This is a genomic window from Devosia sp. Root105, from assembly GCF_001424865.1.
Taxonomy (GTDB): domain Bacteria; phylum Pseudomonadota; class Alphaproteobacteria; order Rhizobiales; family Devosiaceae; genus Devosia_A.
This window is the reverse complement of record NZ_LMCR01000001.1, coordinates 501,872-525,415: the sequence shown is the minus strand read 5'-3', so window position 1 is coordinate 525,415 and position 23,544 is coordinate 501,872. Positions and strand designations below refer to the sequence as shown.

28 protein-coding genes are annotated in these 23,544 nt (G+C 64.7%); 13 read left to right on the top strand and 15 right to left on the bottom strand.

Annotated elements, in window-relative coordinates; all coding sequences use genetic code 11:
- Position 1: 1 nt before the first annotated feature.
- Positions 2 to 673 (bottom strand): glycerol-3-phosphate 1-O-acyltransferase PlsY, encoded by a 672-nt coding sequence (gene plsY / locus ASC68_RS02380; protein WP_055875933.1) that lies wholly within the window; start codon positions 671 to 673, stop codon positions 2 to 4.
- A gap of 152 nt (positions 674 to 825) precedes the next feature.
- Between plsY and ASC68_RS02375 the strand changes: the two genes are divergently transcribed.
- Positions 826 to 1,953 carry an epoxide hydrolase family protein gene (locus ASC68_RS02375; RefSeq protein WP_055874177.1) on the top strand — a complete coding sequence of 376 codons (1,128 nt, stop codon included), beginning with the start codon at positions 826 to 828 and terminating at the stop codon, positions 1,951 to 1,953.
- On the opposite strand, the gene ASC68_RS28545 is transcribed toward ASC68_RS02375, so the two are convergent.
- On the bottom strand, positions 1,950 to 2,213 hold the full coding sequence (locus ASC68_RS28545; RefSeq protein WP_055874174.1) for a helix-turn-helix domain-containing protein: 264 nt from the start codon (positions 2,211 to 2,213) through the stop codon (positions 1,950 to 1,952). The two genes, ASC68_RS02375 and ASC68_RS28545, sit on opposite strands and share 4 nt — an antisense overlap.
- A gap of 29 nt (positions 2,214 to 2,242) precedes the next feature.
- Positions 2,243 to 2,593, bottom strand: coding sequence for a VOC family protein (locus ASC68_RS28540; RefSeq protein ID WP_055874172.1), 351 nt, complete (start codon positions 2,591 to 2,593; stop codon positions 2,243 to 2,245).
- Positions 2,594 to 2,737: 144 nt separating this feature from the next.
- Between ASC68_RS28540 and ASC68_RS02360 the strand changes: the two genes are divergently transcribed.
- The 3 genes from ASC68_RS02360 (at position 2,738) to ASC68_RS02350 (ending at position 6,000) form a co-directional block, all read left to right on the top strand.
- Entirely contained in the window at positions 2,738 to 3,451 is a 714-nt protein-coding gene (locus ASC68_RS02360) for a YafY family protein (protein ID WP_055874169.1), read from the top strand.
- Positions 3,452 to 3,741: 290 nt separating this feature from the next.
- Positions 3,742 to 4,629 (top strand): CocE/NonD family hydrolase, encoded by an 888-nt coding sequence (locus tag ASC68_RS02355; protein ID WP_055874167.1) that lies wholly within the window; start codon positions 3,742 to 3,744, stop codon positions 4,627 to 4,629.
- A gap of 141 nt (positions 4,630 to 4,770) precedes the next feature.
- Positions 4,771 to 6,000, top strand: a complete 1,230-nt coding sequence (locus ASC68_RS02350; RefSeq protein ID WP_156384475.1) for an epoxide hydrolase family protein — start codon at positions 4,771 to 4,773, stop codon at positions 5,998 to 6,000.
- 29 nt (positions 6,001 to 6,029) lie between these two features.
- Here ASC68_RS02350 and ASC68_RS02345 read toward each other — a convergent pair whose 3' ends face one another.
- From ASC68_RS02345 to ASC68_RS02330, 4 genes are read right to left on the bottom strand one after another with little or no spacing between them, the layout of a single operon-like run.
- Positions 6,030 to 6,476, bottom strand: coding sequence for an SRPBCC domain-containing protein (locus ASC68_RS02345; protein ID WP_055874162.1), 447 nt, complete (start codon positions 6,474 to 6,476; stop codon positions 6,030 to 6,032).
- A 58-nt stretch (positions 6,477 to 6,534) separates the two neighbouring features.
- The gene (locus ASC68_RS02340; protein ID WP_055874159.1) at positions 6,535 to 7,164 is read right to left on the bottom strand and encodes a DUF1294 domain-containing protein; all 630 of its coding nucleotides are present in this window, start codon (positions 7,162 to 7,164) and stop codon (positions 6,535 to 6,537) included.
- 2 nt (positions 7,165 to 7,166) lie between these two features.
- The gene (locus ASC68_RS02335) at positions 7,167 to 7,724 is read right to left on the bottom strand and encodes a DinB family protein (RefSeq protein WP_055874156.1); all 558 of its coding nucleotides are present in this window, start codon (positions 7,722 to 7,724) and stop codon (positions 7,167 to 7,169) included.
- Complete coding sequence (locus tag ASC68_RS02330) at positions 7,721 to 8,161, bottom strand: MarR family transcriptional regulator (RefSeq protein ID WP_055874153.1); 441 nt, start codon at positions 8,159 to 8,161, stop codon at positions 7,721 to 7,723. Before ASC68_RS02330 ends, ASC68_RS02335 begins: the two co-directional genes overlap by 4 nt.
- Positions 8,162 to 8,366: 205 nt before the next feature.
- On the opposite strand from ASC68_RS02330, the gene ASC68_RS02325 reads away from it, so the two are divergent.
- Together ASC68_RS02325 and ASC68_RS02320 are read left to right on the top strand one after the other, a co-directional pair.
- Positions 8,367 to 8,957: a hypothetical protein gene (locus ASC68_RS02325; RefSeq protein ID WP_055874149.1), complete on the top strand. Its 591-nt coding sequence runs from the start codon at positions 8,367 to 8,369 to the stop codon at positions 8,955 to 8,957.
- A 140-nt stretch (positions 8,958 to 9,097) separates the two neighbouring features.
- Entirely contained in the window at positions 9,098 to 9,583 is a 486-nt protein-coding gene (locus tag ASC68_RS02320; RefSeq protein WP_055874147.1) for a hypothetical protein, read from the top strand.
- On the opposite strand, the gene ASC68_RS02315 is transcribed toward ASC68_RS02320, so the two are convergent.
- A complete protein-coding gene (locus ASC68_RS02315) occupies positions 9,580 to 10,449 on the bottom strand; it encodes an AraC family transcriptional regulator (protein WP_055874144.1) in 870 nt (289 codons plus the stop codon). The two genes, ASC68_RS02320 and ASC68_RS02315, sit on opposite strands and share 4 nt — an antisense overlap.
- A gap of 167 nt (positions 10,450 to 10,616) precedes the next feature.
- Between ASC68_RS02315 and ASC68_RS02310 the strand changes: the two genes are divergently transcribed.
- Entirely contained in the window at positions 10,617 to 11,567 is a 951-nt protein-coding gene (locus ASC68_RS02310; RefSeq protein WP_055875927.1) for a phytanoyl-CoA dioxygenase family protein, read from the top strand.
- A 55-nt stretch (positions 11,568 to 11,622) separates the two neighbouring features.
- Here ASC68_RS02310 and ASC68_RS02305 read toward each other — a convergent pair whose 3' ends face one another.
- Complete coding sequence (locus tag ASC68_RS02305) at positions 11,623 to 12,006, bottom strand: hypothetical protein (RefSeq protein ID WP_055874140.1); 384 nt, start codon at positions 12,004 to 12,006, stop codon at positions 11,623 to 11,625.
- A 110-nt stretch (positions 12,007 to 12,116) separates the two neighbouring features.
- On the opposite strand from ASC68_RS02305, the gene ASC68_RS02300 reads away from it, so the two are divergent.
- From ASC68_RS02300 to ASC68_RS02275, 6 genes are all read left to right on the top strand, one after another.
- Positions 12,117 to 12,680 (top strand): hypothetical protein, encoded by a 564-nt coding sequence (locus ASC68_RS02300; RefSeq protein WP_055874137.1) that lies wholly within the window; start codon positions 12,117 to 12,119, stop codon positions 12,678 to 12,680.
- A complete protein-coding gene (locus tag ASC68_RS02295) occupies positions 12,680 to 12,913 on the top strand; it encodes a helix-turn-helix transcriptional regulator (protein ID WP_055874135.1) in 234 nt (77 codons plus the stop codon). Before ASC68_RS02300 ends, ASC68_RS02295 begins: the two co-directional genes overlap by 1 nt.
- Before the next feature lie 99 nt (positions 12,914 to 13,012).
- Complete coding sequence (locus tag ASC68_RS02290) at positions 13,013 to 13,927, top strand: esterase (protein WP_055874132.1); 915 nt, start codon at positions 13,013 to 13,015, stop codon at positions 13,925 to 13,927.
- A gap of 101 nt (positions 13,928 to 14,028) precedes the next feature.
- Entirely contained in the window at positions 14,029 to 15,144 is a 1,116-nt protein-coding gene (cfa, locus tag ASC68_RS02285) for a cyclopropane fatty acyl phospholipid synthase (protein ID WP_055874128.1), read from the top strand.
- A gap of 69 nt (positions 15,145 to 15,213) precedes the next feature.
- A complete protein-coding gene (locus tag ASC68_RS02280) occupies positions 15,214 to 15,729 on the top strand; it encodes a GNAT family protein (protein ID WP_248310473.1) in 516 nt (171 codons plus the stop codon).
- Positions 15,730 to 15,804: 75 nt separating this feature from the next.
- Entirely contained in the window at positions 15,805 to 16,317 is a 513-nt protein-coding gene (locus ASC68_RS02275) for a tetratricopeptide repeat protein (RefSeq protein ID WP_055874123.1), read from the top strand.
- Positions 16,318 to 16,384: 67 nt separating this feature from the next.
- On the opposite strand, the gene ASC68_RS02270 is transcribed toward ASC68_RS02275, so the two are convergent.
- The 6 genes from ASC68_RS02270 to ASC68_RS02245 all read right to left on the bottom strand — a co-directional run bounded on the left by ASC68_RS02270 (position 16,385) and on the right by ASC68_RS02245 (position 23,481).
- Positions 16,385 to 17,125, bottom strand: coding sequence for an alpha/beta hydrolase (locus tag ASC68_RS02270; protein ID WP_055874120.1), 741 nt, complete (start codon positions 17,123 to 17,125; stop codon positions 16,385 to 16,387).
- A 218-nt stretch (positions 17,126 to 17,343) separates the two neighbouring features.
- Positions 17,344 to 17,583 carry a hypothetical protein gene (locus ASC68_RS02265; RefSeq protein ID WP_156387216.1) on the bottom strand — a complete coding sequence of 80 codons (240 nt, stop codon included), beginning with the start codon at positions 17,581 to 17,583 and terminating at the stop codon, positions 17,344 to 17,346.
- 254 nt (positions 17,584 to 17,837) lie between these two features.
- Entirely contained in the window at positions 17,838 to 18,665 is an 828-nt protein-coding gene (locus tag ASC68_RS02260) for a carbohydrate ABC transporter permease (protein ID WP_055874113.1), read from the bottom strand.
- Positions 18,662 to 19,564, bottom strand: coding sequence for a sugar ABC transporter permease (locus tag ASC68_RS02255; protein ID WP_055875924.1), 903 nt, complete (start codon positions 19,562 to 19,564; stop codon positions 18,662 to 18,664). The genes ASC68_RS02260 and ASC68_RS02255 overlap by 4 nt, the downstream gene beginning before the upstream one ends.
- A 76-nt stretch (positions 19,565 to 19,640) precedes the next feature.
- Positions 19,641 to 20,930, bottom strand: coding sequence for an extracellular solute-binding protein (locus ASC68_RS02250; protein WP_055874110.1), 1,290 nt, complete (start codon positions 20,928 to 20,930; stop codon positions 19,641 to 19,643).
- 187 nt (positions 20,931 to 21,117) lie between these two features.
- Positions 21,118 to 23,481 (bottom strand): family 78 glycoside hydrolase catalytic domain, encoded by a 2,364-nt coding sequence (locus ASC68_RS02245; protein ID WP_349236234.1) that lies wholly within the window; start codon positions 23,479 to 23,481, stop codon positions 21,118 to 21,120.
- Positions 23,482 to 23,544 lie beyond the last annotated feature (63 nt).

The window sequence follows — 23,544 nt, the reverse complement described above, 5'->3', positions numbered from 1 at the left end:
CCTACAGCTCCGCCCTCGGCATCGGACTGGCCTGCCCCAGGCGGGGCTCGGTACCGGCGAGGAGCCGCCGGATGTTGGCCCGATGCCGCACGATCACATAGAGGCCGCCGGCGATCACCAGCAGCCGATAGGGCAGCGGTTGCTCCAGCACCAGGACCAGGACGATCGCGGCAGATGCCGCCAGCACCGAGCTGAGCGAGACGATTCGCGAGGCGGCCAGCGCCACGCCGAACACTGCCAGCGCGCCGAGGCCGACCGGCCACGACAGCGCCAGCACCACGCCCAGCCCCGTTGCGACGGATTTGCCACCGCTGAAACCGAGCCACACCGATCGGCTGTGTCCCAGCAACGCGGCGAGGCCGGCAAGGCAGATTGCCCAGGGCAGCAGGTTTTTGAGATCGAGATCGGCAGGTGCCACGGCCGATGACAGCCATTGGGTGAACCAGCCGGCAAAGGCGACTGCCGCCGCACCCTTCAGCACGTCGACCACAAGCACCGCGAGCGCCGGCCATTTCCCCAGTATGCGCAGGACATTGGTTGCGCCGGTCGATCCCGAGCCGTGCTGCCGGATGTCGATGCCCTTGAGCAGCTTCCCGGCGAGGTAACCGGTGGGCGTTGCGCCCAGCAGATAGGCGACCGCCAGCCCAGCGGCGCTCGCCATCCAGAAAACCATCTGATCCACTGTGACGCTCCGGTTCGGCCCATCATCGCCGCTTGCCCGCCTCCGGCGCAACAGTTCCGCGCCGGCATTGACCGCACTGCTGACAGCATCTGGCAGCAGGCTTCAGGCATCGATCTCCGCATACCCAATATGGAGACGAGTGCATGACCCCTTTCACCATCGCCATTGCCGACGCCGACATCGCTGACCTCAAGAGCCGGCTGCAACACGCCCGCTTTCCCGATGAAGTTGCGGATGCCGGCTGGGATTACGGCACCAGCCTCGCCTTTCTCCGCCGCTTCGTCGCTTACTGGGTCAGTGAGTTCGACTGGCGCGCCGCCGAGGCGCGACTCAATCGCTATTCGCAGTTCACCGAACTGGTCGACGGCGAGACCGTGCATTTCGTCCACGGGCGCGGCAAGGGCGCTGACCCCGTGCCGCTGCTGCTGACCAATGGCTGGCCGAGCAATTTCGTCGAGCTGCTGCCATTGGTCGACCGGCTGACCGCCGAGATCGACGGTGTGTCGTTCGACGTGATCATCCCTTCGCTGCCCGGCTACGGCTTTTCCGGCCGACCCAGCCACAAGGGCATGAACATGACCCGGACGGCAGAGCTCTGGGCCAGGCTGATGCAGCGGCTCGGCTACCCGCGCTTTCTCACCTCGGGCTCGGATCTCGGTACCGGCGCGATGCTGGGCCTGGTGCGGCACCATCCTGACCGGCTGCTCGGCGCCCACTACTGCAATGTCTTTTCGGGCTATCCAAAGCCGGACGATCCGACGCCGGAGGAGGCCCGGTATTTTCAGCAGGTCGCCTATACCGGCTTCGTTGAAGGCGCCTACGCCCTGGTGCACGGCACCAAGCCGACGTCGCTGGCGATGGGGCTGAACGATTCGCCCGCCGGGCTTGCCGCGTGGATCCTCGAGAAATTCCATCGCTGGGGCGATACGGGCGGCGACATCGAACGCGTCTTCCCGTTCGAAACGCTGGCGACGCTGCTCTCGGTCTACTGGTTCACCCAGACCATCGGCTCCTCGGTGCGGCTCTACAAGGAAGCCTTCGCCGATCAGGAGATCATGACGCCGATGCCCCGGCACGACGTGCCGCAGGGCGTGCTGGTGCCGGCCGACTGCGACCTGCCGGCGCCGCGCGCCTGGGGCGAGCGGAACCTCCAGAACCTCCTCCACTGGAACGAAGCGCGGCAGGGCGGGCACTTTCCGGCGCTGGAAGTGCCCGACGTGCTGGCCGATGACATCCGGGCGTTCCATCGCGAAATCACACCGCGCAGCTAGCGCTTTTCGTCTGGGGTGGTCGTCAGCGCGGCCACCTCTTTCGCCGCCCGCTCCACCACCGCCGCATCGGTGCGGTAGAACCAGAAGCGGCCACGTTTTTCGAGCACCAGCAGGCCGGATTTCCTCAGCACCTTGAGGTGCTCCGAGACGGTCGCGAGGGAAAGCGCGGAGAGCGCTGCGAGCTCGCCGGCCGCCTTCGCCTCGCCCTTGCAGGCCGCAACGAATTCGCGCCGGTCGGGATGCGACAGGGCGCGCAGCACTTCGTCGAGGTCGAAATCGTCGATCTCAGTCAGCCCTGGATCAGGGTGAGGAGGTTCCCCGCGGGGTCGCGCACCTGCGCCTTTTTCACCCAGCCGTTGTCGACCACCGGCATGGCAATGGCGCCGCCCTCGCCTTCGGCGGCTTCGAGCGCCTTGCCGAGATCGGGCACCACGATGCCGAGGGTCAGCGAAGCGGTTTCCGCCTCGACCAGCGCGCCATCCGGTCCGCCCGCGGGCGTTGCGATCCTGCCGTAGCCCGGGCCGCGTGGCGTCACCTGCCAGCCGAGCACGCCGGAATAAAAGCTCTGCAACGCCCCGAAATCCGGACCGGCAATATCGAAATGGCCGATGCCGTTGAGGCTGTGCGGTTTGCCGCTCATCGGGATCTCCTGTCGTTCGCATCAACATATTTCGGGACATACCGAAATGTCAATCGCTGCTGCTGACAGGCTCTGGCAGCAGCACCGTCGCATGGTGCAGCGCGCCGAATATCGGTAGAACCGAAGGACCTGGGAGATGATTGCTTGGACAAGACCGAACGCCTGTTTTCCGTCATGGACGCGCTGCGCCGTCACCGCCGCCCGGTCACCGCGGCGGCGCTGGCCGAGGAGCAGGGCGTCTCGGTACGCACGCTCTATCGCGACGTGCAGACGCTTATCGGGCTGGGCGCGCCGATCGATGGCGAGGCCGGGGTGGGCTACATGCTGAGGCCCGGCTTCTTCCTGCCGCCGCTGATGTTCACGCCAGAGGAGCTCGAGGCTTTGGTGCTGGGCGGCCGCTGGGTGCAGTCGCAGCCCGATGCGGGCCTTGCCGGCGCGGCAAAGAACGCCCTGGCCAAAATCGCCACCGCCTCGCCGGACGACCTGCGCGACCGCATCAAGGATACCGGGCTCTGGCCGGTGCTGATGCGCGGGCCACAGGAGCCGACCCCGGTGCTCGGGCTGGTGCGCGCCGCGATGCGCAACGAGAAGGCGCTGCACATCGGCTATGCCGATGAGAGCGGCAGGCAGTCCGAGCGCGACATCTGGCCGGTGCAGCTCGCCTATTACGAAGGCAAGCAGATCGTCGCCGGCTGGTGCTGCATGCGCGAAGCCTTCCGCAATTTCCGCACCGACCGCATCGTCTCGGCCGCCGAGACCGAGCAGCGCTACGGCCGCCGCCGCCTGCAACTGGCCAAGGAATGGCGCGAGGAATGGGCTCGGCAGCACCCGGACTGGGCGAGCCAGCCGGGACCGTAGGCCGTCTTCTGCCGCCGGGTGACAACCCGCCGAGGGTGGACAGATCGGTGCGGGAAGAGCACCCCCACCCCTGTCCCCTCCCCGCAAGGGGGAGGGAGACGCCACCACCAGCGTCAGTGTTTTGGTCTCCTCCCCCCTTGCGGGGGAGGGACAGGGTGGGGGGTGCCTTCTGCGCCGTGGTGTTCGCCCCGATCAAGTTCTCTCGGCTCCTGCCGCACTCTGTCAGCAGGGTTGGCCGACAACCTCCCTCAACGGCGGGACTGGCCCGCCAGAACTGAGGGACTTTCAAAATGACGAAGATGAAACAGACGCTGGCAGCCGCGCTTGCCGCGACCCTGATTGCCGCCGCCCTGCCGGCAGCAGCTGCATCGCGCGAGGAAGTGGTGCGGTTCGAGGTCGACGGGCAGACGGTGGTCGGAACGCTCACCTTGCCCGAGACCGACGAGCCCGCCCCGGTGGTGCTGATGCTGTTCGGCTTTCTCGGGCATCGCGGCGAGTGGGCGATCACCGGGACCGAGGAAGGGCCCTATGCGCGCGCTGCCAGGCTCTGGGCCGACCGCGGCATCGCCAGCCTCAGGATCGACTATCGCGGCTCGGGCGACAGCGCCGGCAGCTTCGCCGAGGCGACCGTCAGTTCGGAAGCCGCCGACGGCATCGGCGCCATCGCCTTTCTCAAGGCCGATCCGCGTCTCGACGGCGAGCGCCTCGCCGTCCTCGGCTGGAGCCTCGGCGGTCCTGTGGCATCGGCAGTGGCGAGGACAAGCCAGCCCGACGCGCTGGTGCTGTGGAACGGCGTCAACGATCCTATGGCAACTTTCACCGGCTTCTTCGGCAACGAGGTGATGGCTGCGGAGCCGGAAGGCGCCCCGCTCGATGTGACCATGCCCTGGGGTCAGCCGATCCAGCTGGGCCGGCCGATGATCGCCGAGCTCCGGGCGCTGGATCCGGCGACCGAACTCAGTGGTTATGCCGGCCCGCTGCTGGTCGCCCAGGGCAGCAACGACGTGCTGGTCAGCGCCGACGGCGTCGAGCGGCTGATCGATGCGCATGCGGGCGACGAGCTGGTGTGGACGGCGGCGATGGACCACGTCTTCAACATCGAGGCGGGGCCGGAAACCCTCGATGCCCTGATCGTCGCCACCGGCGATTTTCTCGAGGCGCGCCTGCTGCGCCGATGACTCTCGAAATCCCCGCCTCGTGCGGGGATTTTTGTTTCATCACAACGAGATAACGCTGCTGCCACGCCCTGTCAGCAGGATGGGCGCAAGGTCTCCTCAGACGCCGGGCCATGGTGGTTCGGCGCGAAACGGGAGCCGACAATGACCGATCTGGATCGCAGGAGCTTCTTGAAGGCCGCAGCTGCGGCGGCAGTCGTCCCGGCGCTCGGCGCCTTTGTTTCCCATGCAACCGGAGCAGACGAAATGACCATCACCCCGTTCAAGGTTCAGCTGTCCGACGACGAGATCGCGGACCTGAAGGAACGCCTGACCATGGCGCGCTGGCCGCATGCCACGACCACCGACTGGAGCCGCGGCCAGCCGGTGGCCTTCATCAAGGAATTGGCCGACCAGTGGCTGAACCAGTTCGACTGGCGCACCTGGGAGGCCAAGCTCAATGCCTACCCGCAATTCCTCACCGAGATCGACGGGCAGACCATCCATTTCCTCCACATCAAGTCGAAGGAACCCAACGCCTTCCCGCTGATCCTCACCCATGGCTGGCCCTCGAGCGTCATCGAGTTCTTCGAGGTGATCGGTCCGCTGAGCGATCCGCGCGCCCATGGGCTCGATCCGGCTTTGGCCTTCGATCTCGTCATCCCCTCGCTCCCCGGCTATGGCTGGTCGACGCCGCTGGCGGCGCCCGGCTGGGATACCGCCAGGGTGGCCAAGACCTGGGATACGCTGATGCAGCGGCTCGGCTACAGCCGCTATGGCGCGCAGGGCGGCGATGTCGGCTCGCTCGTCGGCAAGGAGCTCGGCATCCTCGCGCCGGAAGGGTTGGTCGGCACCCACCTGCAGCAGATCTTCGCCTTCCCGACCGGCGCGCCGGGCGAGATGGAGAAGCTCACGCCCTTCGAGAAGGAGGGCTTCGCCAATCTCGACGGCTTCCTCAAATACAACGGCTACCAGGACATCCAGTCCAAGCGCCCCGGCACGCTCGGCTATGGCCTCGTCGATTCCCCGATCGGCCAGCTGGCCTGGAACACCGAGCTGTTCTTCGGCTTCGAGGGCGAAGGGGTGCAGTATGTCGATCGCGACCGCTACCTCGCGCATGTCTCGGTCTACTGGTTCACCGCCTCGGGCGGCTCCGCCGGCAACATCTATCTCGAGGATGCGCGCTCCGGCTCGGGCTATCGCGAGGAACGCAACGACACGCCGACCGGCGTCGCAGTGTTCCCGTGGGATTTCCGCTCGGTCCGCAGTTTTGCCGAGCGGGCCAACAACATCGTGCACTGGACCGAGATGCCCTCGGGTGGCCACTTCGCCGCGACAGACGCGCCGGACCTCCTGGTCGAGGACATCAGGACGTTCTTCGGGAAGCTGATCTAGAGCTGGCGGGGCAGGCCTTCGGGTCTGCCCTACTGTCTGAGGACCGCTGCCAGCCGGTCGATATTCTCGTCATTGGAGCGGCTGACCAGCTCCCGCGCCGCGCGCTGCGCCTCGGCGCTCTCGAACGTCATACCGAGTGAGAACAGCGTCTTGCCGCCCGGTGCCGGCCTGAAGCTCAAGGTGAAATGCTTGCCCGAGTTGTGGTCGAATTCGACGCGCGCATCGGGCTCGATCGCGGTGAAACGCGCTTCGTTCTCATGCTCGCGTCCATCGGGATTGTGCAGCGTATGCCGCCAGATGCCGCCGACGCGAAAATCGAAGGCATGGATGGTGTCGCGAAACCCCTTGGGTCCCCACCAGGTGGACAGTACGGCCGGATCGGCGAAGGCCGCAAACACCGCCGCAGGCGAGGCGTTCAGCACCCGGCTGGTGACGATGTCGAAGCGGTGGTCGTGCACGGATGCCAGATCGTCCATCACGAGTCTCACTTAAGTCACGGCTTTAGTAAGTGCGGGCGCCGCCACGGTCAATGGGCTAAGCCAGGACTTTGGCGAATGTCCACCACCCGAGGCCGAGGCTCGCCAGAACCGCGACGTGCACGACGGCGATCAGCACGGTGACCGCGATGAAGCTCTGCTTGCTGGTCTTGTGGCGGAGCAGCTGCTGCGCGACGAGCCCGCCAGCGATGCCACCGATCGCATCGATGATGTGAAGACTTTGCTCTGTGACCCGCCAGCGGTCCGTTCTGGCCGCCCGCTTGTCGAACCAGTAGACGGTGATGCCGACCACCCCGAGCACCAGGTAGGCGATGGGCAGCCAGGCGGGCGCCCGACCAAGCAGATAATCGGCGAAGGCGAGCAAAACGATGATGCCGGCTGTCACCCCGCGCACGCCGATGCTCGGTGTGGCGGGCGTTGGGGCGCTACGGCGTCTCGCCTCCGCGTTGAGAGGGTTGGCGCCGGCGATCTTCACCTCCCTGGCAGCCAGCCGTCCATCGCTGCCACGGCCCAGTGCGAACGACACCCGATCGCCGGCGCGCGGTCGCGTGGCGATCCGGCCGATATCGCTGATATGCACGAAGCGCCGCTCGCCATCGTCTGCCGCGATGAAGCCGAAGCCGCGCTCGTCGTTCCACTGCACCAGTTCGCCATGCTGCCGAGCCATCGTTACGCGCCGAGCTCCGCTTCGCTCCACCCGAGCGCCGCCATGTCGTCGACCCGGTCGCGGAAATCGCTGGCGGTGAGGAACTCGTCGAGCTGCGGCGGTTTCACCGAACTACCCGCCAGCATGGCATGCACCTGGCCGCGGTGGTGGGTCTGGTGCATGAACAGATGCAGCAGCAGGTCGTCGGTGCGTTCCACCTGGATGCGTCCGGTGCGATGCACCCGCGTTTCGGCGGCGAGACGCGCATCGGTGAGGCCGGTGCAGAAGGCGAGCAGGCGCTGGTCGACCGCGAACTGCGCTGCCGCCAGCGGACCAATGGCGTCGAACGGCTCCTCCGGATCCCAGGCTTTGGGACCGAGCGTGCCGCCTTCCAGCGCATCGACGTAGAACCAATCGATGGTGAGGATGTGGTTGAGCGTCATCTTCAGGGTGGGAAAGAAGCTCGTCCGCATCGCCTCGAACTCGCCGGGCTGCAGCTTGAGGCACGCGGTAAGCAGCCGGTGGTTGGCGAGCCGGTTGTTCTGCGCCAGCTTGCGCATGATGCGGGTGGCGGTGCTCATCGCCTGTCTCCGGGTTCGGCGGGCTTCGTCGGCGCCGCCATGCCGTCTGCGACCATGCTGCCGAACAGCTGCGCCAACCGGTTACTGACCGGCGTGTTGGCGGTGGCGAGGACGCGCGACACTTCGCCCACGAGGTTCCCACTCAGGGTGTTGAGCAGCCCGGTGCCCTCGGCGGTGAGGGTCAGCACCTTGGCGCGGCGGTCATCCGGGTCCTCGGCGCGCGCGACGAAGCCGCGCTCCACCAGGGTGCTGGCGACCCGGCTCGCCGCCGGCAGCGACAGCGCCAGGGCGGTAGCGAGGCTGTTGATCCTCAGGGCCTTGTCGCGATCGAGCAGGTAGAGCGAGGCAACTTCTGCCAGCGACATATTCTCGTGCCGCAGGTCACGGGCGGTGCTCGACAGCAGTTGCGCCGACATCAGCCGCAGGAACTGCGCCATCGGGCTTTGCGGGTCGGCGGCAGCTATTACTTGCACATTTGGAACCATTGCAAATCCACAACTATTATGAATGCGCAATAAACACTGCACTCAAAGGCGGTTCAGTGGAAGCCCGTCATAAGGCCGCCGTCCAGTCATCCACCGGGAATACTGGACCGGCGACCGAATGACCGGCGCCGTCCCCTCCCGGCACCAGGAGACTGAAATGAACGTGACCAGATCGGCAAGCCTTGCCCTCGCGGCGATCCTTCTCAGCACCAGCCTCGCTTCGGCGGGTGGTATTCACATCCCGGGCCTCGGCGACTCGGGTTCGAGCGACGACTCGCACTCCATCGACATCTTCGACGATGCGAGGCCGGATAGTGATCCGCCAGATTTCGGCAGCATCTTCAACCCGCAGCCTGAGCTTGAGGTCACCGTCAATGAAGACCTCTTCGAGGTGCTCAATCCGCCGCTCGACGTCGTCGATCTGGGCATCGACATGGGCAACGGCGCGCCCGGCAAAGCTGGCAAGGCAAAGGGCAGCCAGCTCAGCGCCAACGTGAAGCTCGGCGCGGCGCTCAACTGCGTCGTCTCGGGGACGCCGAGCGAGTTCCCGGACGACCTGCGTATTGCCAATGCCGGCGTGGTGGCGCTGCCGGCTGGCACCCAGTTCAAGTGGAAGGCGGCGGGGATCAGCGGCGTCGCCAGCCTCGGCAAGACGTTGCAGCCGGGCAAGGCGCTCAAGCTCAGCAACGTGCTGCCGGGCGGCGTCGAAGCCGGCACCGTCTGCTCGGCCAAGGCAATCGGGCTTTGACCGACGGCGAGGTCCCGGTCGTCGCCGGGACCTCAGCCTGTGAACTTCGCCTGAACATGCTGCTCAATCCGGGTTCAAGCCGCGGCAGCGATACGGCGCCCAACGAGGCGGCAACCCCTGCCGCTCTAAGGGAAATCCCAATGCATAAGATGAACTGTATCGCCCTCGCGGCGATCACCACGCTGTTGCTCGGCACCGGCGTTGCTTCGGCCTACGATCCGATCGGTGGCCTCAATAGCGAAATCAGTCCCTCGCCGCAGGACAGCCTCAACGAAGCGGTGATGCCGACGACCGAAGATCATATCAACCGGGCGGTCCTCACCAACCCCGAGGCCGGCCTCAACGACGCCGTGCTTCGCGGCGCAAAGCTGCGGTTGGCGGTACGGAACGGCAGTCTCGCCCTCGATTGTCGCGTCGGTGGCGCCGATCTGCTGGTCGCCAATGTCGGCACCATCGATGTTCCGGCCGGCACCAAGCTGCGCTGGAGCGTCAAGCAACATGGCGCCCAGGGCTATGTTCAGCTCAAGCGCGGCCTTCAGGCCGGTGCGGATGTGCGCGTTGCTGACGTGCTCAACGCGGCGGCCAAGGCTGGCGCGCCCTGCTCGGTCAAGCCGACCGGGCTCTAGCGGCGGCCGGCCGCGAATCTCTGCCGGTACTGGCGCGGCGTCATCTGCTTCATCGCCTTGAACTGGCGGTTGAAATTGGCAAGCGAGTCATAGCCCACGTCGGAAGCGACGTGGGCTATCGGCCGTGTCGTAGCCGAGAGCAAAGCACAGGCTTCCCCGAGCCTGAGGCGGGTGATGTAGACCGATACGGGGCTGCGCACATGGCGCACGAACATCCGATGGAGGCCCGAGGCTGAGAGCGCCGCGACGTCAGCCAGTTCGCCGATCGCCAGTGGTTCCGTGTAGCGCTGATGGATGACATCGAGAACGCGATCAATCCGGGTGCGATCGGCGGAGTGCTGTGGCACCGCAGCGATCGGGCTGGCCAGCGGCGTGGCGTCGCCGTCATCGGCCAGCCGGCGCAGGATATCGATTAGCACCGAGAGCCGGTCGGCGGCAGGACGGGCGAACAGCTCGTCGATCAGTGGCCGCACCGCCGCCGCCGCTCCATCCGAAAAGCGAAGGCCGCGTTGCGCCCGCGCCAGCAACTCGGCGACCCCACGCAATTCGGCCAGCAACGCGGTGAGCCCGGCGGCCCAATTCGGATGGAACCACATCACTCGCGCCACGTGCGGTGCGGCGGGGTTGCGCTTGTCGCGGCTGGCCCAGGTGTGCGGCAGGTTGGGGCCGATCAGCACCAGGTCGCCGTCGTCATAGTCGCCGATGTGATCGCCGATAAAGCGCTGGCCCACCGAGTTGAGCGTCAGCGTCAGCTCGAATTCCGGGTGGTGGTGCCACTGGAACGGGATGGCATCCTCGAGCCGACGATCGAGCCAGGCCCAGGAGGCGTCATCCGGCGGCATCACCTTCTCAAGAAGCGGCTTCATCGCGCCATCGTGGTTCCATCAACGCCAGAATAGTATCAGAATTCGCCGAAGCGCGGCAACATCGGCCGCCTCTACCGGCTTAGCCTCCTCGCATCGAAGCAATCCCCGAGGGGAGCATCAGATGGAGGATTATGATGTCGATGGCTCAGGGCATGGCACCGCAAGGCATGGCGGCTGGGATCAAGCGGGATTCGCATCCCACCACGCAGAAGGTCACGACGCAGCTCAAGGACATCAACAAGACCCTGCCGCTTAGGGTGCTGAGCGAAGCGGATTTCAAGCACTGGCAGGAACGCGGCTACGTGATTGTTCGCAACGCAGTCGACGCGGCGCATGTCGAGCGGCTCAAGGCCTTGCTCTGGGAATTTGAGGAGAAGGACCCCAACGATCCCGCGACCTGGTACACGCCGCAACGGCGCGACCACATCATGACCGAGCTCAACGGCACCGGCATGGTGGAGATCTACAACCACCAGTACCTGTGGGATAACCGCCAGCAGCAGCGGGTCTACGATGCCTTCGTCGATATCTGGGATATCGAGGAGCTGTGGGTGTCGATCGACCGCGCCAACCTCAACCCGCCCAAACAGGTGCCGGGTCCCAACCAGAACGGCTTCATCCACTGGGACAGCGATACCTCGCTCGACCCGCTGCCGATCGGCGTGCAGGGCGTGCTGAGCCTCGTCAAGCAGGACGGCGACATCGGCGGTTTTCAGTGCATTCCGGAGCTGTTCTACGATTTCGACACCTGGGTGAAGACCCAGCCGGCCGACCGCGATCCGATGCATCCCGATACTACCGGCCTCACGATCACCAATATCGAGATGGAGCCGGGCGACCTGATGATCTTCAATACCCTCTTGGCGCACGGCGTCAGGCCCAACCACTCGATCAACTCGGGCAACCGCGTGCGCATGGCGCAGTACATCTCGATGTTCCCGGCCAACGAGGACGACGTACTCGAGCGGGCCGAGCGGGTACGGCTGTGGCGCGAACTGGACCACCCCCAGCGTGACGCCTTCCCCGGCGACCCGCGCGAGTGGGAGAAAAAGCACGCCGAAACCGCCACGCTCACCGAACTGGGCGAGAAGCTGCTCGGGCTGCGCAGCTGGGGCTGAGGCGTCCGAGCGAGAGAACGGCGAGGCGGCAGGCGACTGCCGCCTCGCCACGTTTTCAGCGGCAGTCGGCCATGCTGACCAAGGCGTTGACCAGCAGCGGCGTCGCCGCGGTTTCGCCCCAGCTCTTGGCGTTGGGCGCGCCATTGGCCAGCACGTCGCGCACCAGCCCGGCATTGAGCGCCATCGGCTTCGAACAGCTGACATACGGCTTGCCCTTGGCATCGGTGGCGTTGAGCAGCACGCCGGCCGACTCGCCGACTCCGCCCAGATACGCCTGCAGCAGCTGCCCGGCATGCTGGTCGCTGCCGGCGCGATCAAGCATCTGCATCACCTGCGCGACGGAGATCTGCCCTTTCGAGGTGCTGGCGGTGGCGGCAAGCGCCGGTGCAGCGGTCGCGACGAGCAGCAGGGCGAGGAGGGATAAGCGGATATGAGACATGCGAGGCTCCTGTTGAAAAGCGAACGGCGAGCTTGTTACACGGCGATTTCTTATTGTGCAACGATAATTTCTTGCTGTAGGATTTGCATGCCGATCCCGAGGAGCCATCGATGACGACCGCCCGACCAGCCGCTTCCGACGCCGCCCGCCGCCAGCGGATTGCCACCCTGAGCCAGGTGACGCGCGTCGCCGCTTTGGTCATTGCGGTGGCACTGCCGCTGGCCGGGCTGACCTATTGGGGCTTTGCGCCGGCAGAGACACTGGCTGGCGCCGCGCTGGTGCCGGCCGCCTGGCTCACCGAGTTCGGGTTGGGCCAGCGCCTGCTCGCGACGGCATTGGCCCTGCTGCCGGTGCTGCCGCTCAGCTGGGGGTTGCTGCGGCTGGCCTCGGCGCTCGAAGCCTTCCGGCAGGGCCGGCCGTTCGGGCTGGTCGCCGCGACCGGGATGCGGGATTTCGCCATTGGGGTGTTTGCCTGCACGGTGCTGAAACTGGTGTCGGGGGCGCTGCTGAGCATGGTGCTGAGCTGGAACGCGCCGGCGGGGCAGAAGCAGCTGGCCATTTCGGTGAGCTCCGACATGCTGCTGATGCTGCTGGTCGGCGCCGTGCTGACGCTGGTCGGCTGGGCGCTGGCCGAGGCCGCCGCCATCGCCGAAGAAAACGCGCAGTTCATCTGATGCCGATCAAGGTCAATCTCGCCGTGCTACTGGCCGAGCGCGGCATCAAGTCCAAGGATCTGGCGGAGTTCGTCGGCATCACCGAGGCCAACCTGTCGCTGCTGCGCCAGGGCAAGGTGAAGGGCATGCGCTTCGATACGCTGGAAGCGATCTGCATCTACCTCAAATGCGAGCCGGGTGACCTCTTGAAGTTCGTGCCCGGCGAGGCCGACGAGCCGAAGTCCTTAACTTGACGCGCTTCGAACCGGAAAAGTCTGCAACTTTTCCTGAAGCGCTTTGGGAGGTTTGCCTTTGGCGCCGAACTCGGGGATGTTCGGCCCGAGGAGACATCCATGAAACTGCTGCACACCACGCTCGGGCCGAAGCGGGCCGATGAGCTCGGCATGATCCTGCCGCACGAGCACGTCTTCGTCGATCTGCGCACCCCCGATCAGCCCGGCTATGCCGAGGCCGACCCTCAGGACGTGGTGCGGGTGATGAGCCCCGAGATCGAGGCGATCAAGGCGCGCGGCATCACCGCGCTGGTCGAATGCTCGACCGGCGGCGTCGGCCTCCGCGTCGATATCGATCTCGCCGTCAGCCGCGCCACCGGCTTGCCGATCGTCGTCCCCACCGGCAATTACCGCGAACCGTGGATCCCCGACTGGGTGCGCGATGCCAGCGAGGCCGAACTCGAGGCGCAGATGTATCGCGATCTCGCCGAGGGGGTCGGCGATACCGGGGTCAAAGCCGCCTGGATCAAGATTTCGGCCGGCGATGACGGCATCACGCCCCTCGAGGCCAAGATCCTCCGGGCCGCGGCGCGGGCGGCGCAACGCGCCGGCGCGGTGATCGGCAGCCATACCATCAAGGGCCGGGTAGTGATGGACCAGCTCGATATCATCGAGGCCGAGGGCTATCGCGCCGACCGCTTCATCTCGATCCATACCCAGGAAGAGAAGGATTTCGGCCTCAACATCGCCGTAGCGCAGCGCGGCGCCTGGATCGAGTACGACCATGTCGGCCGGGCCCCCGATGCCGCGGTGAGCGAACTGATCCTCCGCGCCCTCGATGCCGACCTCGGCTCGCAGCTGCTGCTCAGCCACGACCGCGGCTGGTACGATCCGGCGATCCCCGGCGGCGGCACCCCGACCCCCTACACCCATTTGAGCGACGTGATGCTGCCGCTGCTGCGCACCGGGGGGATCGATGAGGCGGTGATCCGGCAACTCACCGTCAGCAATCCGTTCGAGGCGTTTTCACGCTGACAACCCAGAATAGCGAATGGCAGCATGGCGTTGCCGGGGCTTGCCCGGCAGCTGGAGTGGCGTTAGAATTTCGTTAGGATCATAACTATCGAGGTTCCGCGATGAGCGCCGGGCCAAAGTCCTATTTCACCTCCATCCTCAAAGACGCAGGTATCGAACTCGGCGGCAGCCGGCCCTTCGATGTCACCGTGCATGACGACCGATTGTGGGGCCGCGCCATCAGCCACGGCACGCTCGGCTTCGGCGAAGCCTATATGGATGGCTGGTTCGACACCGATGCGCTCGACCAGTTCATCTACAAGCTGCTCGAGTACGACATCTATGCGCATCTGAAGCCCGATATCGGGCTGGCGCTGAGCTTCGTGCGCGGCAAGCTGCTCAACCTGCAGCGCGCCCACGTCACCGAGGTGGGCGAGCGGCACTACGACATCGGCAACGACCTTTATGCCGCCATGCTCGACAAGCGGATGATCTATTCGTGCGGCTACTGGGCCGAGGCGACGACGCTCGACGCGGCGCAGGAGGCCAAGCTCGACCTGATCTGCAGGAAGGTCGGGCTCGAGCCGGGGATGAAGATCCTCGATATCGGTTCTGGCTGGGGTGGGTTTTTGAAGTTCGCCGCCGAGCGCTACGGCGTCGAAGGCGTCGGCATCACCATTTCGAAGGAACAGGCAGCCTTCGCCGAGGCGAGCAAGGGCAGCCTGCCGATCGAGACCCGGCTGATGGATTACATGGCACTCGAGGGCCAGTTCGATCGGGTGATCTCGATCGGTATGTTCGAGCATGTCGGCTACAAGAACTACGAGGCCTATTTCAGCAAGGTCCGCGCGCTGCTGAAGCCCGACGGGCTGTTCCTGCTGCACACCATCGGCAACAACTTCACCTCCACCCACGGCGATCCGTGGACCGAAAAGTACATCTTCCCCAACGGCATGCTGCCTTCGATCAAGCAGATCGCCGCCGCCAGCGAGCGGCTGTTCGTGATGGAGGACTGGCACAATTTCGGCGCCGACTACGACAGGACGCTGATGGCCTGGTGGGCCAATTTCGACGCCGCCTGGCCCAGTCTGCGTGACAAGTACGGCGACCGCTTCTGGCGCATGTGGCGCTTCTACCTGCAGGTGTTTGCCGCCATGTTCCGGGCCCGCAACATTCACCTCTGGCAACTGGTGCTGAGCCCCGACGGCGTGCGCGGCGGCTATCGCCGGGTGTCCTGAGAACGGTTAAACAGGGCGGCTTGCCTGGGGAGCCAGATGCCGCCCATCCTCGTTTCGCAGCACCTGATAATGCGGCCTGCGACCGCCACAGACGTTGAGGAACGCTACGCCCTCGGCGCCGAGCCCGACGAGAACCTGAGGCTCTATGGTGTGGAGCCGAACGGCGCGGCCTTCGGCCGTAAGGAAGCTGAGCGTTGGGTTGGCGCTCTCATCGAGCATCCCCATGCCTGGATCATCGAGGCCGCGTCGCTGCTCGGCTCGGTTCGGCTCGACCGGGTGGACCTGGTCGACAAGCGCGCCTCGCTCGCCATCGGCCTGCTGCGGCAACAGGATCAGGGGCGCGGCCTCGGCACCGAGGCGGTGCGCCGGGTGCTCGAATATGGCTTTGACGAGCTCGGCCTGCACCGCGTTTCGCTGCGCGTTCTCGCCAACAATATACGGGCCATCCGCTGCTACGAGAAATGCGGCTTTCAGGTCGAGGGCAGGGAACGCGAGACGGTGCTCCTCGATGGCGCCTGGCGCGATGACCTGATCATGGGGCTGCTCAGCCACGAGCTCCCAAGGGAATACCCAGGAGCGGAATAAACCCGGGTCCCCGGTGTTGTCCCATCAGCCACCCGTTGCGGCGGCTAGGGGGAGCATGGCCAAAGGGAGACCCAGATGCCATTGAAATTGCTCACGAAGACTCTGACCGTGTTGACGCTCGTTGCCGGTGTGCTGGCGGCGGCACCGGTGCTCGCCGTGGATGGCGGCGGCGGTGGTGGGGGTGGTGGCGGCTACAGCAGCAGCTCCGATTCCGGCTCGCGCAGCGAAGTGAGCGGGCCATCGCTCAACGACGCGCGAGCCTTGATCCGGGCCCAGAAGTGGAAATCGGCCGCCACCATGCTGAAGCAGATCGTCCGCGCCGACCCGCGTAGCGCTGAGGCCAACAACCTGCTCGGCTACTCGCTGCGTAAAAGCGGCGACTACAAGAATGCCCAGGGCTTCTATCTCAAGGCGCTGAAGCTCGACCCTCGGCACAAGGGCGCCAATGAGTATCTGGGCGAGCTCTATGTCGAGATCGGCCAGCTGGCGAAAGCCAACAAGCAGCTGGCGACCCTCGAAAAGCTCTGCGGCAACACGAGCTGCAAGGAATACCAGACGCTGGCGAAGTTCATCGCTGCCAAGAGCTGAGGCAGCTCAGCGGTTGCCGGCGTCGAGGACCGATGCCGGCAACCCTTCAGACCTGCGCCCGCGCTCTTCAGTGAGCCGAGCCCTGCGCGGCAGCCTGGATGGCGTCCGCGACCACGCTCGCCTGGGAAATGTAGAGCGCGTGACTGGCCGAAACCCTGGTGATCTGAGCGCCGGCGCGTTCAGCCATGTGAACGAGCATCGCCTGATCAAAGGACTGGTCTTCGGTCGCGATCACAGCCCAGCTGGGCCTGGTCCGCCAGGCGGCGTTGGCGAGGGCCGTTCCGAACACCGACATGTTGATGGGCACCTGCGAGTCGCGCAGGAAGGCGGCTTCCTCATCGCTGAGGTCATGTGCGAAGCCGGCCTTGAACTTCTCGGGGTTGAGATAGCCGAAGCCGTCACTCTGCACATCGATCACGAAGTTGGGGGTTCCGGCGAAACCGACATACTGGTCACTGGTTGTCTGGCCCTTGTCCGGGGCAAGGGCCGAGACGTAGACGAGGCCCACCACGCGCGGGTGGACGCCCGCTTCCGTGATGACTGTTCCACCCCAGGAATGGCCGACCAGGATCACCGGACCATCCTGTCGGTCGAGTGCCCGTGTGGTTGCGGCGACGTCGTCTGCAAGCGAGGTCAGCGGGTTCTGCACGATGGTCACAGAAAACCCGCGCTGCGTCAGGTCATCGTGGACCCTGCGCCAGCCCGAACCATCGGCGAATGCGCCATGCACAAGAACCACATTCTTCACGGAGTTGGCATGCGACGTGTCAACCATTGGAGACTCCTCTCGTACCCATGACTGTTTCATTCGATCCGCAGTTTCGGCAGGCACCCGCAACTGCAAAATCGATGCTGAATCATAGCCACAGCGGCGAGAAAGGTGCTTCCGAACTTTGGTCCGGGGTGCGTCGTATCTTTCCACTATTCCATCGGCCCGGGGCGTCTTCGACACCAAAAGCCAAAAGACTGAAAGATTCTTCCGTCTTAGATCGCTGGAGGCTGTTGTTCCCGGAGCCATGCCGCAGCTCAGTGCGAAGCGGTGGCCTCGGAAGAGTAAGCATCCCCTACCACCGGCGGTTGATCAGGTTGTGCCCGAGCGGCAGCGCGAACATGAGCGTGCCTGCCACCTCGTGTACCAATGCCTCGCCACCAGTAGGCCAGCGCCAGCAACAACAGGACGGCAGCCGTGCCGGTGAGCGAGAGCCTGAAGAGAAGTTTGCGGTTCATGTCGGTCTGGCCACCAAAGGCCAGGAGATCGCCGAACATGTACTGGAATTCCGTGCTCTCCCTGGGACGGCGGCAAGCCTGGCAGCCGCTCTTGCGAGCGACGCGGCGGGCGAGGTGGCGAGCTATCACCATGAAACGTCAGAAGTTCAACCGCGCTGCTCTCTGCGCCAGAAGCAGTCGCTCCCGATTGTCCGCCACGAGCCCCATCGTGCCTAACGACGAGCCCACGCGCAATGCAAGCAGTCGCCGCTGATCTCGACCGATCCGCGATAGATTTCGCCTCGTTCGCAACCCTACCCTTTCACGGCGCCTGCGGTCATGCCTGCGATGATCTGCCGATTAAAGAAGAGGAAGACGACGAGCGGCGGGATGGTGATCAACAGGATGTTTGTGAACAGCAGGTTGTACGACGTCTCGAACTGGCTCTGGAAGTTGTAGAGCGTCAGCTGCACGGTCGCGAACTGGTTGCCCGGCAGGTAGTACAGCGGGTTGGTGAAGTCGTTGAAGATCGTGACGGTCTGCACGACGATGATCGTCACCGTCACCGGCCAGAGCAGCGGCAGGATCACCCGGAAGAAGACATCGAGCGGCCGCGCGCCGTCGATGATCGCGGCCTCGTCGAGCTCGCGTGGGATCGTGGCGATAAAGGCCTTGTAGAGCAGCACGCAGAACGAGAGGTGATAGGCAACCTCGATCAGGATGAGGCCGTGCAGCTTGCCGAAGAGGCCGAGCCCCTGCAGGACCCAGATGGTCGGCACGACCGCCGGCGGGATCATCAGCCCGGCGAGGATTAGGAACTCGACGAGGCGGTTGAAGCGGCTCCGGCGGCGCGACAGGACGAAGCCGACCATTGCCGAGAAGATCACGAGTAGTGTCACACCTGAGACGGTGAGGATTGTCGAGTTGACGAAGGCGGTGATCAGCATCCAGTTGCGGGTCGAAGCGACCTCGACAATGTTCGCCCACAGGTTGTTCACCTGCGGCCACGAGAAATCGAGAAGGGCCGATTGCTGCTGGTCCTTGAACGCCATCAGCACGATGAAGGCGAAGGGCACGAGGAACACCACTGCCGTAACGATGATGGCGAGCACGCCCAGCCAGTAGTCCTTGATCAGCTTCATTCGTGGCCCTCCCGCCGGTTGAAGTAGGCCGTCAACGGGACGACGAGCAGCACGATGAACAGGAACAGCACCACGTTTCCGGCGGTCGAGAGACCGTAGAAGCCCGACTGGTACTGCTTGTAGATCACCGAGGCGATGACGTCGGATGAAAAGCCGGGGCCGCCACGCGTCATGGTCCACACGAGCTCGAAGGTCCTGAGACCTCCGATCAGACTGAGCGTGACGATCGTCACAGTGGCGGGACGGCAGAGCGGCAGCGTCACGTAGAGGAAGTTCTGCAGCTTGGAGGCACCGTCGATGCGGGCGGCCTCGAAATAGTCCTTGGGAATCGACACGATCCCCGCGATGTAGATCACTGTCGCCATGCCGACACCCTTCCACACATCGACCAACGCGACGGAGATGAGGGCAAGGCGCGGGTTGGTCAGCCAATCGGGGCCCACGATGCCGATAGCCGCAAGGGCCTGGTTGATGGCGCCCTCAGTGGGATGCATGAGCACCGTGAAGGTGATGCCGACGCCGACGGTGGAGACGACCACTGGAAAGAAGATCACCGCCCTGAGGTAGCCGCGAGCGATGATCTGCGAGGTCAGCAGCACCGCGCAGCCGAGCCCGAGCACTACCTTGAGGCTAGCACTGATCGCAGCGAAGGTCAGCGTGTTGACAAGGCCCTGCAGCAGGAACGGCTCGCGCAGGAACTGCGCGAAATTGTCGAGGCCGATGAAGGTGGCGTCGAACAGCGACCACCGCATCAGGCTGAAATAGAAGGACGACGCGGTCGGCAACAGGAACAGCACCACGTAGATGGCCGCCGCCGGGGCATAGAACCAATAGGGGTACAGCCCACCGGATTTGAACCGCGGCCTGGGCGTCGAACGCTGCGTCGCAAGCCCCGTCATCGACAAATCACTCATCGTCACCAACTGCTTCACGAGGAGCAACTCCGGACTGCTCCGGAGCTGCAATTGGGCGAGATTACCAGCCGGCGAGGCCGAGCTGCTGGGCCTGCTTGCGGACGTCTTCGTCATAAAGCTTGGCACCCTCTTCGGCCGTCATGATGCCGGAACCGACCGAGACGGTGATCTGCTCGAGCGCCGGGCCCTTGATGGGCGAGAGGAACTCCAGGGCCGGAGAGTTGTTACCGCTGTCCCAGAAGGGAAGCATGTCGGAGACGGCGGGCGCCGCACCCTCGAGCACGCAACCCTTGACCAGGAAGGGACCCGTGCCGCCGCCGGTGCTCTTGAGAATCTCGCAGCCTTCGGGACTTACAACGAAAGCCAGGAACTTCTTGGCAGCATCGAGATTGGGCGTGTTCTTCGACACATAGAGCGCCTGCGGCATCCAGGCCGTGAGGCCATTCTTGGACGCGTCATCGCTCGGCACCGGGAAGTAGCCGATATCCTTCAGCTGATCCGGATAGGTTGCTCCCATCGCCCGCAGCGCACCGCTGATGATTGGGTAGTGCGCGCCCTCTCCAGTTGCCAGCATGCGAATGCCGTCCTGGTAGCCGGCCGAGGCGAAATCCTTGTTGAACAGGCCGGCCTCATACACCTGCTGCAGCTTCTGGAAGCTGCGAAGCGCTGCCGCGTCGGTCGCGAATTTCGCCTTGCCCTCGGTGTAGAGCGTCGCGAAATCGGGCTCGGCCGCCTGGACATTGTAGAAGTCGGCGAGGATCAGTATCTGGCTCGTCCAACTGTCCTTGTAGGTCTGGATAATCGGGGCGACCTTGCCGTCTTTGAGAATTGCCTCATTGTTCGCGAGGAACTCGTCCCAGGTTTTGGGAATGGAGAGACCAAGCCGCTCATAGACGGGCTTGTTGTAAAGGATGCCGCCGGCAGAAGCGGTGCTGAATGGCGCCCCTACGATGGCGCCCTCCGGTGTCGAGACTACGCGCTTGAACGTCTCCTGCACATCTGCCTGCCATGGCTCGTTGCTGAGATCGGCCATGAATTGCCCGGGATTGAGTGCCCTGAGCAGCGAACCCGAGTTGTAGGTAAAAAGGTCCGTGATCGTACCCGTTGCAAGACGGGTCTTTACGAGGTTGCCCCCTTCCTCGCCGCCGGGCCTCGTTTCGATCTCGATGTTGACATCGGGGTTCGCAGCTTCAAAACCCGCTACGAGAGCCTCGAACCGCGTCAGCACTTCAGGCGAGTTGTCGACGAGCAGCGATAGGGTCACCTGCTGCGCATTGGCGCCCCCTGCAATCAGCGCCATCGCAAACAGACTGGCGCCCGCCAGCACGTTGCGGATCGATAGTTTAGCCATTCAAATCCTCCGTTATCTCCTCGTGCCCTCGTTCGCCGGGTTGGTCGCAGTCACTGTCTGCTGGAGGCGCACCGCCGCACCTTTCCCTGCTCCACCCCGCGCTTCTTAACGAGCGCATACCTGTCTGACTTAACCCACAAACTGTCTGTGTGCAAGGTTGCACATTCAACGTTGCACGTGCGCAATCTCAGGGCATGTTCGCCGCAAGCGGGGAGTCATGAACCAATTGCTTGGCCGGTGTAGCGTATTTGAACACGGCGACGTGCCGACCCGGCCCGACGATCGGGTGAGCGCCAACCATGATTGGCGCCCCGTCGAGCTCGGCGTCCCGATAGTCCGGAGAGAGGCGCAGCGTGCCCCGCGCTCCTGCGGGCACGACGAACTCGTAGCGAACCTTGTCACCCGTCAGCGTCCAGGACGCCGAAATCCGGCCCCGTATCGAGTCGTAGTGGGCCGCGACCGGGGACAATCCATCCACGACAGTTGGCGAGAAGATGACGCTTTCAAAGCCCGGCGCATGCTCGTCAGGCCGGAAGCCTGCGACGCCTTCCAACAGCCACTCGCACACGGCCCCAAACGCGTAGTGGTTGAACGAGTTCATCTGCGGATTGTAGATCGTGCCGTCGGCTTGGATGGCATCCCAGCGCTCCCACACGGTCGTTGCCCCCATCCGCACCTGATAGAGCCAGCCGGGGACATCCTCCTGCAGGAACACCTCACCGGCCAGGGCCCCCTCACCGACCTTTACCAAGGCCGGAAGCAAAGCCGGTGTCCCGATGAAGCCGGTTCCGAGCCTGCCTCCCGTCCGCATGATGGCGCTCCTGAAGTATCTCGTCGCCGCGGCCAGCTTGTCGCTCGGGACCAGGCCATGGAGCAGTGCCAGCGCGTAGGACGTCTGGTCGTCGTAGGCGAGTCGGCCGGAGGGGGTGACAAACTCGTTGCGGAAAGCAGTCTCGACTTCCGAACGCAGCTTCGACAGCCGCCGGGCGATCTCTGGTTCTCCGACGAGCTCGGCGGCTCGGACTGCGATTCCGAGGCTGATAAAGAGGTAGAGCGTTGCGGCCGCATCGTCGCCAATCGTCGGCAGCGGCTTGGAACTAGGGCCTTTGGGCTGAAGCCAGTCGCCAAGGCAGAAGCCGCGCGCTCCAGGCGTCGCAGGCGGACGCACGATCCCGTCCTTGGTCAACGACCAGACGAAATCGATCCACTTGAGCATCGCCGGCAGCGCTTCGGCCAGGATGTCTTTGTCGCCATATTGCAGGTAGAGCCGCCACGGAATGACAGTGATAGCGTCGCCCCACCCGGTCGAGCCGTACTGCATGCGCTTGCCCGGCTTCACGCGCACAATATGCGGGGACGTATGCGAGATGGCCCCGTCCGGCGCCTGGTCGACCATCAGCTCGCGGACATACTTGACCAGGAAGTCGTGGCTGTCCGCGAGATAGCAGGCGGTGCCGGCGAACACCTGTGCGTCGCCACTGAAGCCAAGCCGCTCGTCGCGCTGCGGGCAGTCGGTCGGCACATCGATGAAATTCGAGCGGTGCGACCAGATAGCGTTCTCAAAAAAGCGGTTCACCAGCTGGTTGCCGCTCGAGAACGAGGCAGTCGCCTCGGGGACGGACGAGATCGGCACGGAGTGGATGCGCCTGACACGCGCGCTCCCGCTGATGGTGACGCGGGCGTAGCGGAAGCCCTGATAGGTGAAGTACGGGCTATAGTCTGCGAGCCCACGCTCGTCGAGGTGCAGCTTGATAATGGCTTCGGCGCTGCGGTAGTTGCCGTTGTAGAACTGCCCGTGCTTGTCGAGCACTTCGGCGTGCTCGATGAGAACCTCCGACGGCCCCTCGGCCGCGAGGCTGAGCCGAACGTATCCCGCGGTGTTCTGTCCGAAATCGTAAAGGGTGCGGCCCTCGCTGTCTTGCCACTGCTTCACCGGAACGAGCGGCTGAAGCTCGCGCACCGGATCGCATTCATGGGCAATGAGCTTGCGAGGATCGAAATCGACAACCTCGACGCCCTCTTGCGTTTCCGGGGCCAGGGTCGCGTCGAAGATCTCGCCGAAATAGATCTGCGACTTGCGGACGGGTGTTTCGCCGCTCCCCCACTGCTCATCCGTACACACCACGATATCGGCCAGATCTGCCCCGCCTCTGATCTCGGCGATTGCGGAAACCCTGGTGCCCCAGATGTTCTTCCGCCGCTCCTCGATCCACATCAGCGGCGATCGGTACCAACCATCGCCGATCCAAATCGTAATGGTATTGGCGCCCTGCTTGAGCAGGCCGGCCACGTCGTAGACCTGATAGGAGAGCCTTGCGTCATAGTTCGTCCAGCCGGGCGTCAGTACGTCCTCGCCGACCCGCCGGCCGTTGATGAATGCCCGATAGAGCCCGAGGGCCGATATCCGGAGTACCTCGTTCCCGTTGAGCCGGGCGACATGGAACTCTCGGGTGATCTGGCTGGCCGGGGCGCCTTCACCACCATCGGCCAGGGGGCGGATCATCTTGGCTGCCCAACCGATGGCCTCAACGCCTTTAGCCCCTTTGATCAATTCCGACCTCCCAACGCTCAAATGAAAAAACGTGCAAGGTTGCACATCGGGGTCGTGTAACGT

What these genes read in the sequence shown, in the direction of transcription:
- ASC68_RS02255 (WP_055875924.1), bottom strand. Translation starts at nt 19,564, where the DNA reads ATGACGGGGCTTGCGACGCAGCGTTCGACGCCCAGGCCGCGGTTCAAA.
- ASC68_RS02320 (WP_055874147.1), top strand. Translation starts at nt 9,098, where the DNA reads ATGCATAAGATGAACTGTATCGCCCTCGCGGCGATCACCACGCTGTTG.
- plsY (WP_055875933.1), bottom strand. Translation starts at nt 673, where the DNA reads ATGGTTTTCTGGATGGCGAGCGCCGCTGGGCTGGCGGTCGCCTATCTG.
- ASC68_RS02305 (WP_055874140.1), bottom strand. Translation starts at nt 12,006, where the DNA reads ATGTCTCATATCCGCTTATCCCTCCTCGCCCTGCTGCTCGTCGCGACC.
- ASC68_RS02280 (WP_248310473.1), top strand. Translation starts at nt 15,214, where the DNA reads ATGCGGCCTGCGACCGCCACAGACGTTGAGGAACGCTACGCCCTCGGC.
- ASC68_RS02345 (WP_055874162.1), bottom strand. Translation starts at nt 6,476, where the DNA reads ATGGACGATCTGGCATCCGTGCACGACCACCGCTTCGACATCGTCACC.
- ASC68_RS02330 (WP_055874153.1), bottom strand. Translation starts at nt 8,161, where the DNA reads ATGGCGCAGTTCCTGCGGCTGATGTCGGCGCAACTGCTGTCGAGCACC.
- ASC68_RS02300 (WP_055874137.1), top strand. Translation starts at nt 12,117, where the DNA reads ATGACGACCGCCCGACCAGCCGCTTCCGACGCCGCCCGCCGCCAGCGG.
- ASC68_RS02335 (WP_055874156.1), bottom strand. Translation starts at nt 7,724, where the DNA reads ATGAGCACCGCCACCCGCATCATGCGCAAGCTGGCGCAGAACAACCGG.
- ASC68_RS02375 (WP_055874177.1), top strand. Translation starts at nt 826, where the DNA reads ATGACCCCTTTCACCATCGCCATTGCCGACGCCGACATCGCTGACCTC.
- ASC68_RS02350 (WP_156384475.1), top strand. Translation starts at nt 4,771, where the DNA reads ATGACCGATCTGGATCGCAGGAGCTTCTTGAAGGCCGCAGCTGCGGCG.
- ASC68_RS02315 (WP_055874144.1), bottom strand. Translation starts at nt 10,449, where the DNA reads ATGAAGCCGCTTCTTGAGAAGGTGATGCCGCCGGATGACGCCTCCTGG.
- ASC68_RS02310 (WP_055875927.1), top strand. Translation starts at nt 10,617, where the DNA reads ATGGCGGCTGGGATCAAGCGGGATTCGCATCCCACCACGCAGAAGGTC.
- ASC68_RS02275 (WP_055874123.1), top strand. Translation starts at nt 15,805, where the DNA reads ATGCCATTGAAATTGCTCACGAAGACTCTGACCGTGTTGACGCTCGTT.
- ASC68_RS02270 (WP_055874120.1), bottom strand. Translation starts at nt 17,125, where the DNA reads ATGAAACAGTCATGGGTACGAGAGGAGTCTCCAATGGTTGACACGTCG.
- cfa (WP_055874128.1), top strand. Translation starts at nt 14,029, where the DNA reads ATGAGCGCCGGGCCAAAGTCCTATTTCACCTCCATCCTCAAAGACGCA.
- ASC68_RS02290 (WP_055874132.1), top strand. Translation starts at nt 13,013, where the DNA reads ATGAAACTGCTGCACACCACGCTCGGGCCGAAGCGGGCCGATGAGCTC.
- ASC68_RS28540 (WP_055874172.1), bottom strand. Translation starts at nt 2,593, where the DNA reads ATGAGCGGCAAACCGCACAGCCTCAACGGCATCGGCCATTTCGATATT.
- ASC68_RS02340 (WP_055874159.1), bottom strand. Translation starts at nt 7,164, where the DNA reads ATGGCTCGGCAGCATGGCGAACTGGTGCAGTGGAACGACGAGCGCGGC.
- ASC68_RS02265 (WP_156387216.1), bottom strand. Translation starts at nt 17,583, where the DNA reads ATGTTCGGCGATCTCCTGGCCTTTGGTGGCCAGACCGACATGAACCGC.
- ASC68_RS02295 (WP_055874135.1), top strand. Translation starts at nt 12,680, where the DNA reads ATGCCGATCAAGGTCAATCTCGCCGTGCTACTGGCCGAGCGCGGCATC.
- ASC68_RS02355 (WP_055874167.1), top strand. Translation starts at nt 3,742, where the DNA reads ATGACGAAGATGAAACAGACGCTGGCAGCCGCGCTTGCCGCGACCCTG.
- ASC68_RS02260 (WP_055874113.1), bottom strand. Translation starts at nt 18,665, where the DNA reads ATGAAGCTGATCAAGGACTACTGGCTGGGCGTGCTCGCCATCATCGTT.
- ASC68_RS02250 (WP_055874110.1), bottom strand. Translation starts at nt 20,930, where the DNA reads ATGGCTAAACTATCGATCCGCAACGTGCTGGCGGGCGCCAGTCTGTTT.
- ASC68_RS02325 (WP_055874149.1), top strand. Translation starts at nt 8,367, where the DNA reads ATGAACGTGACCAGATCGGCAAGCCTTGCCCTCGCGGCGATCCTTCTC.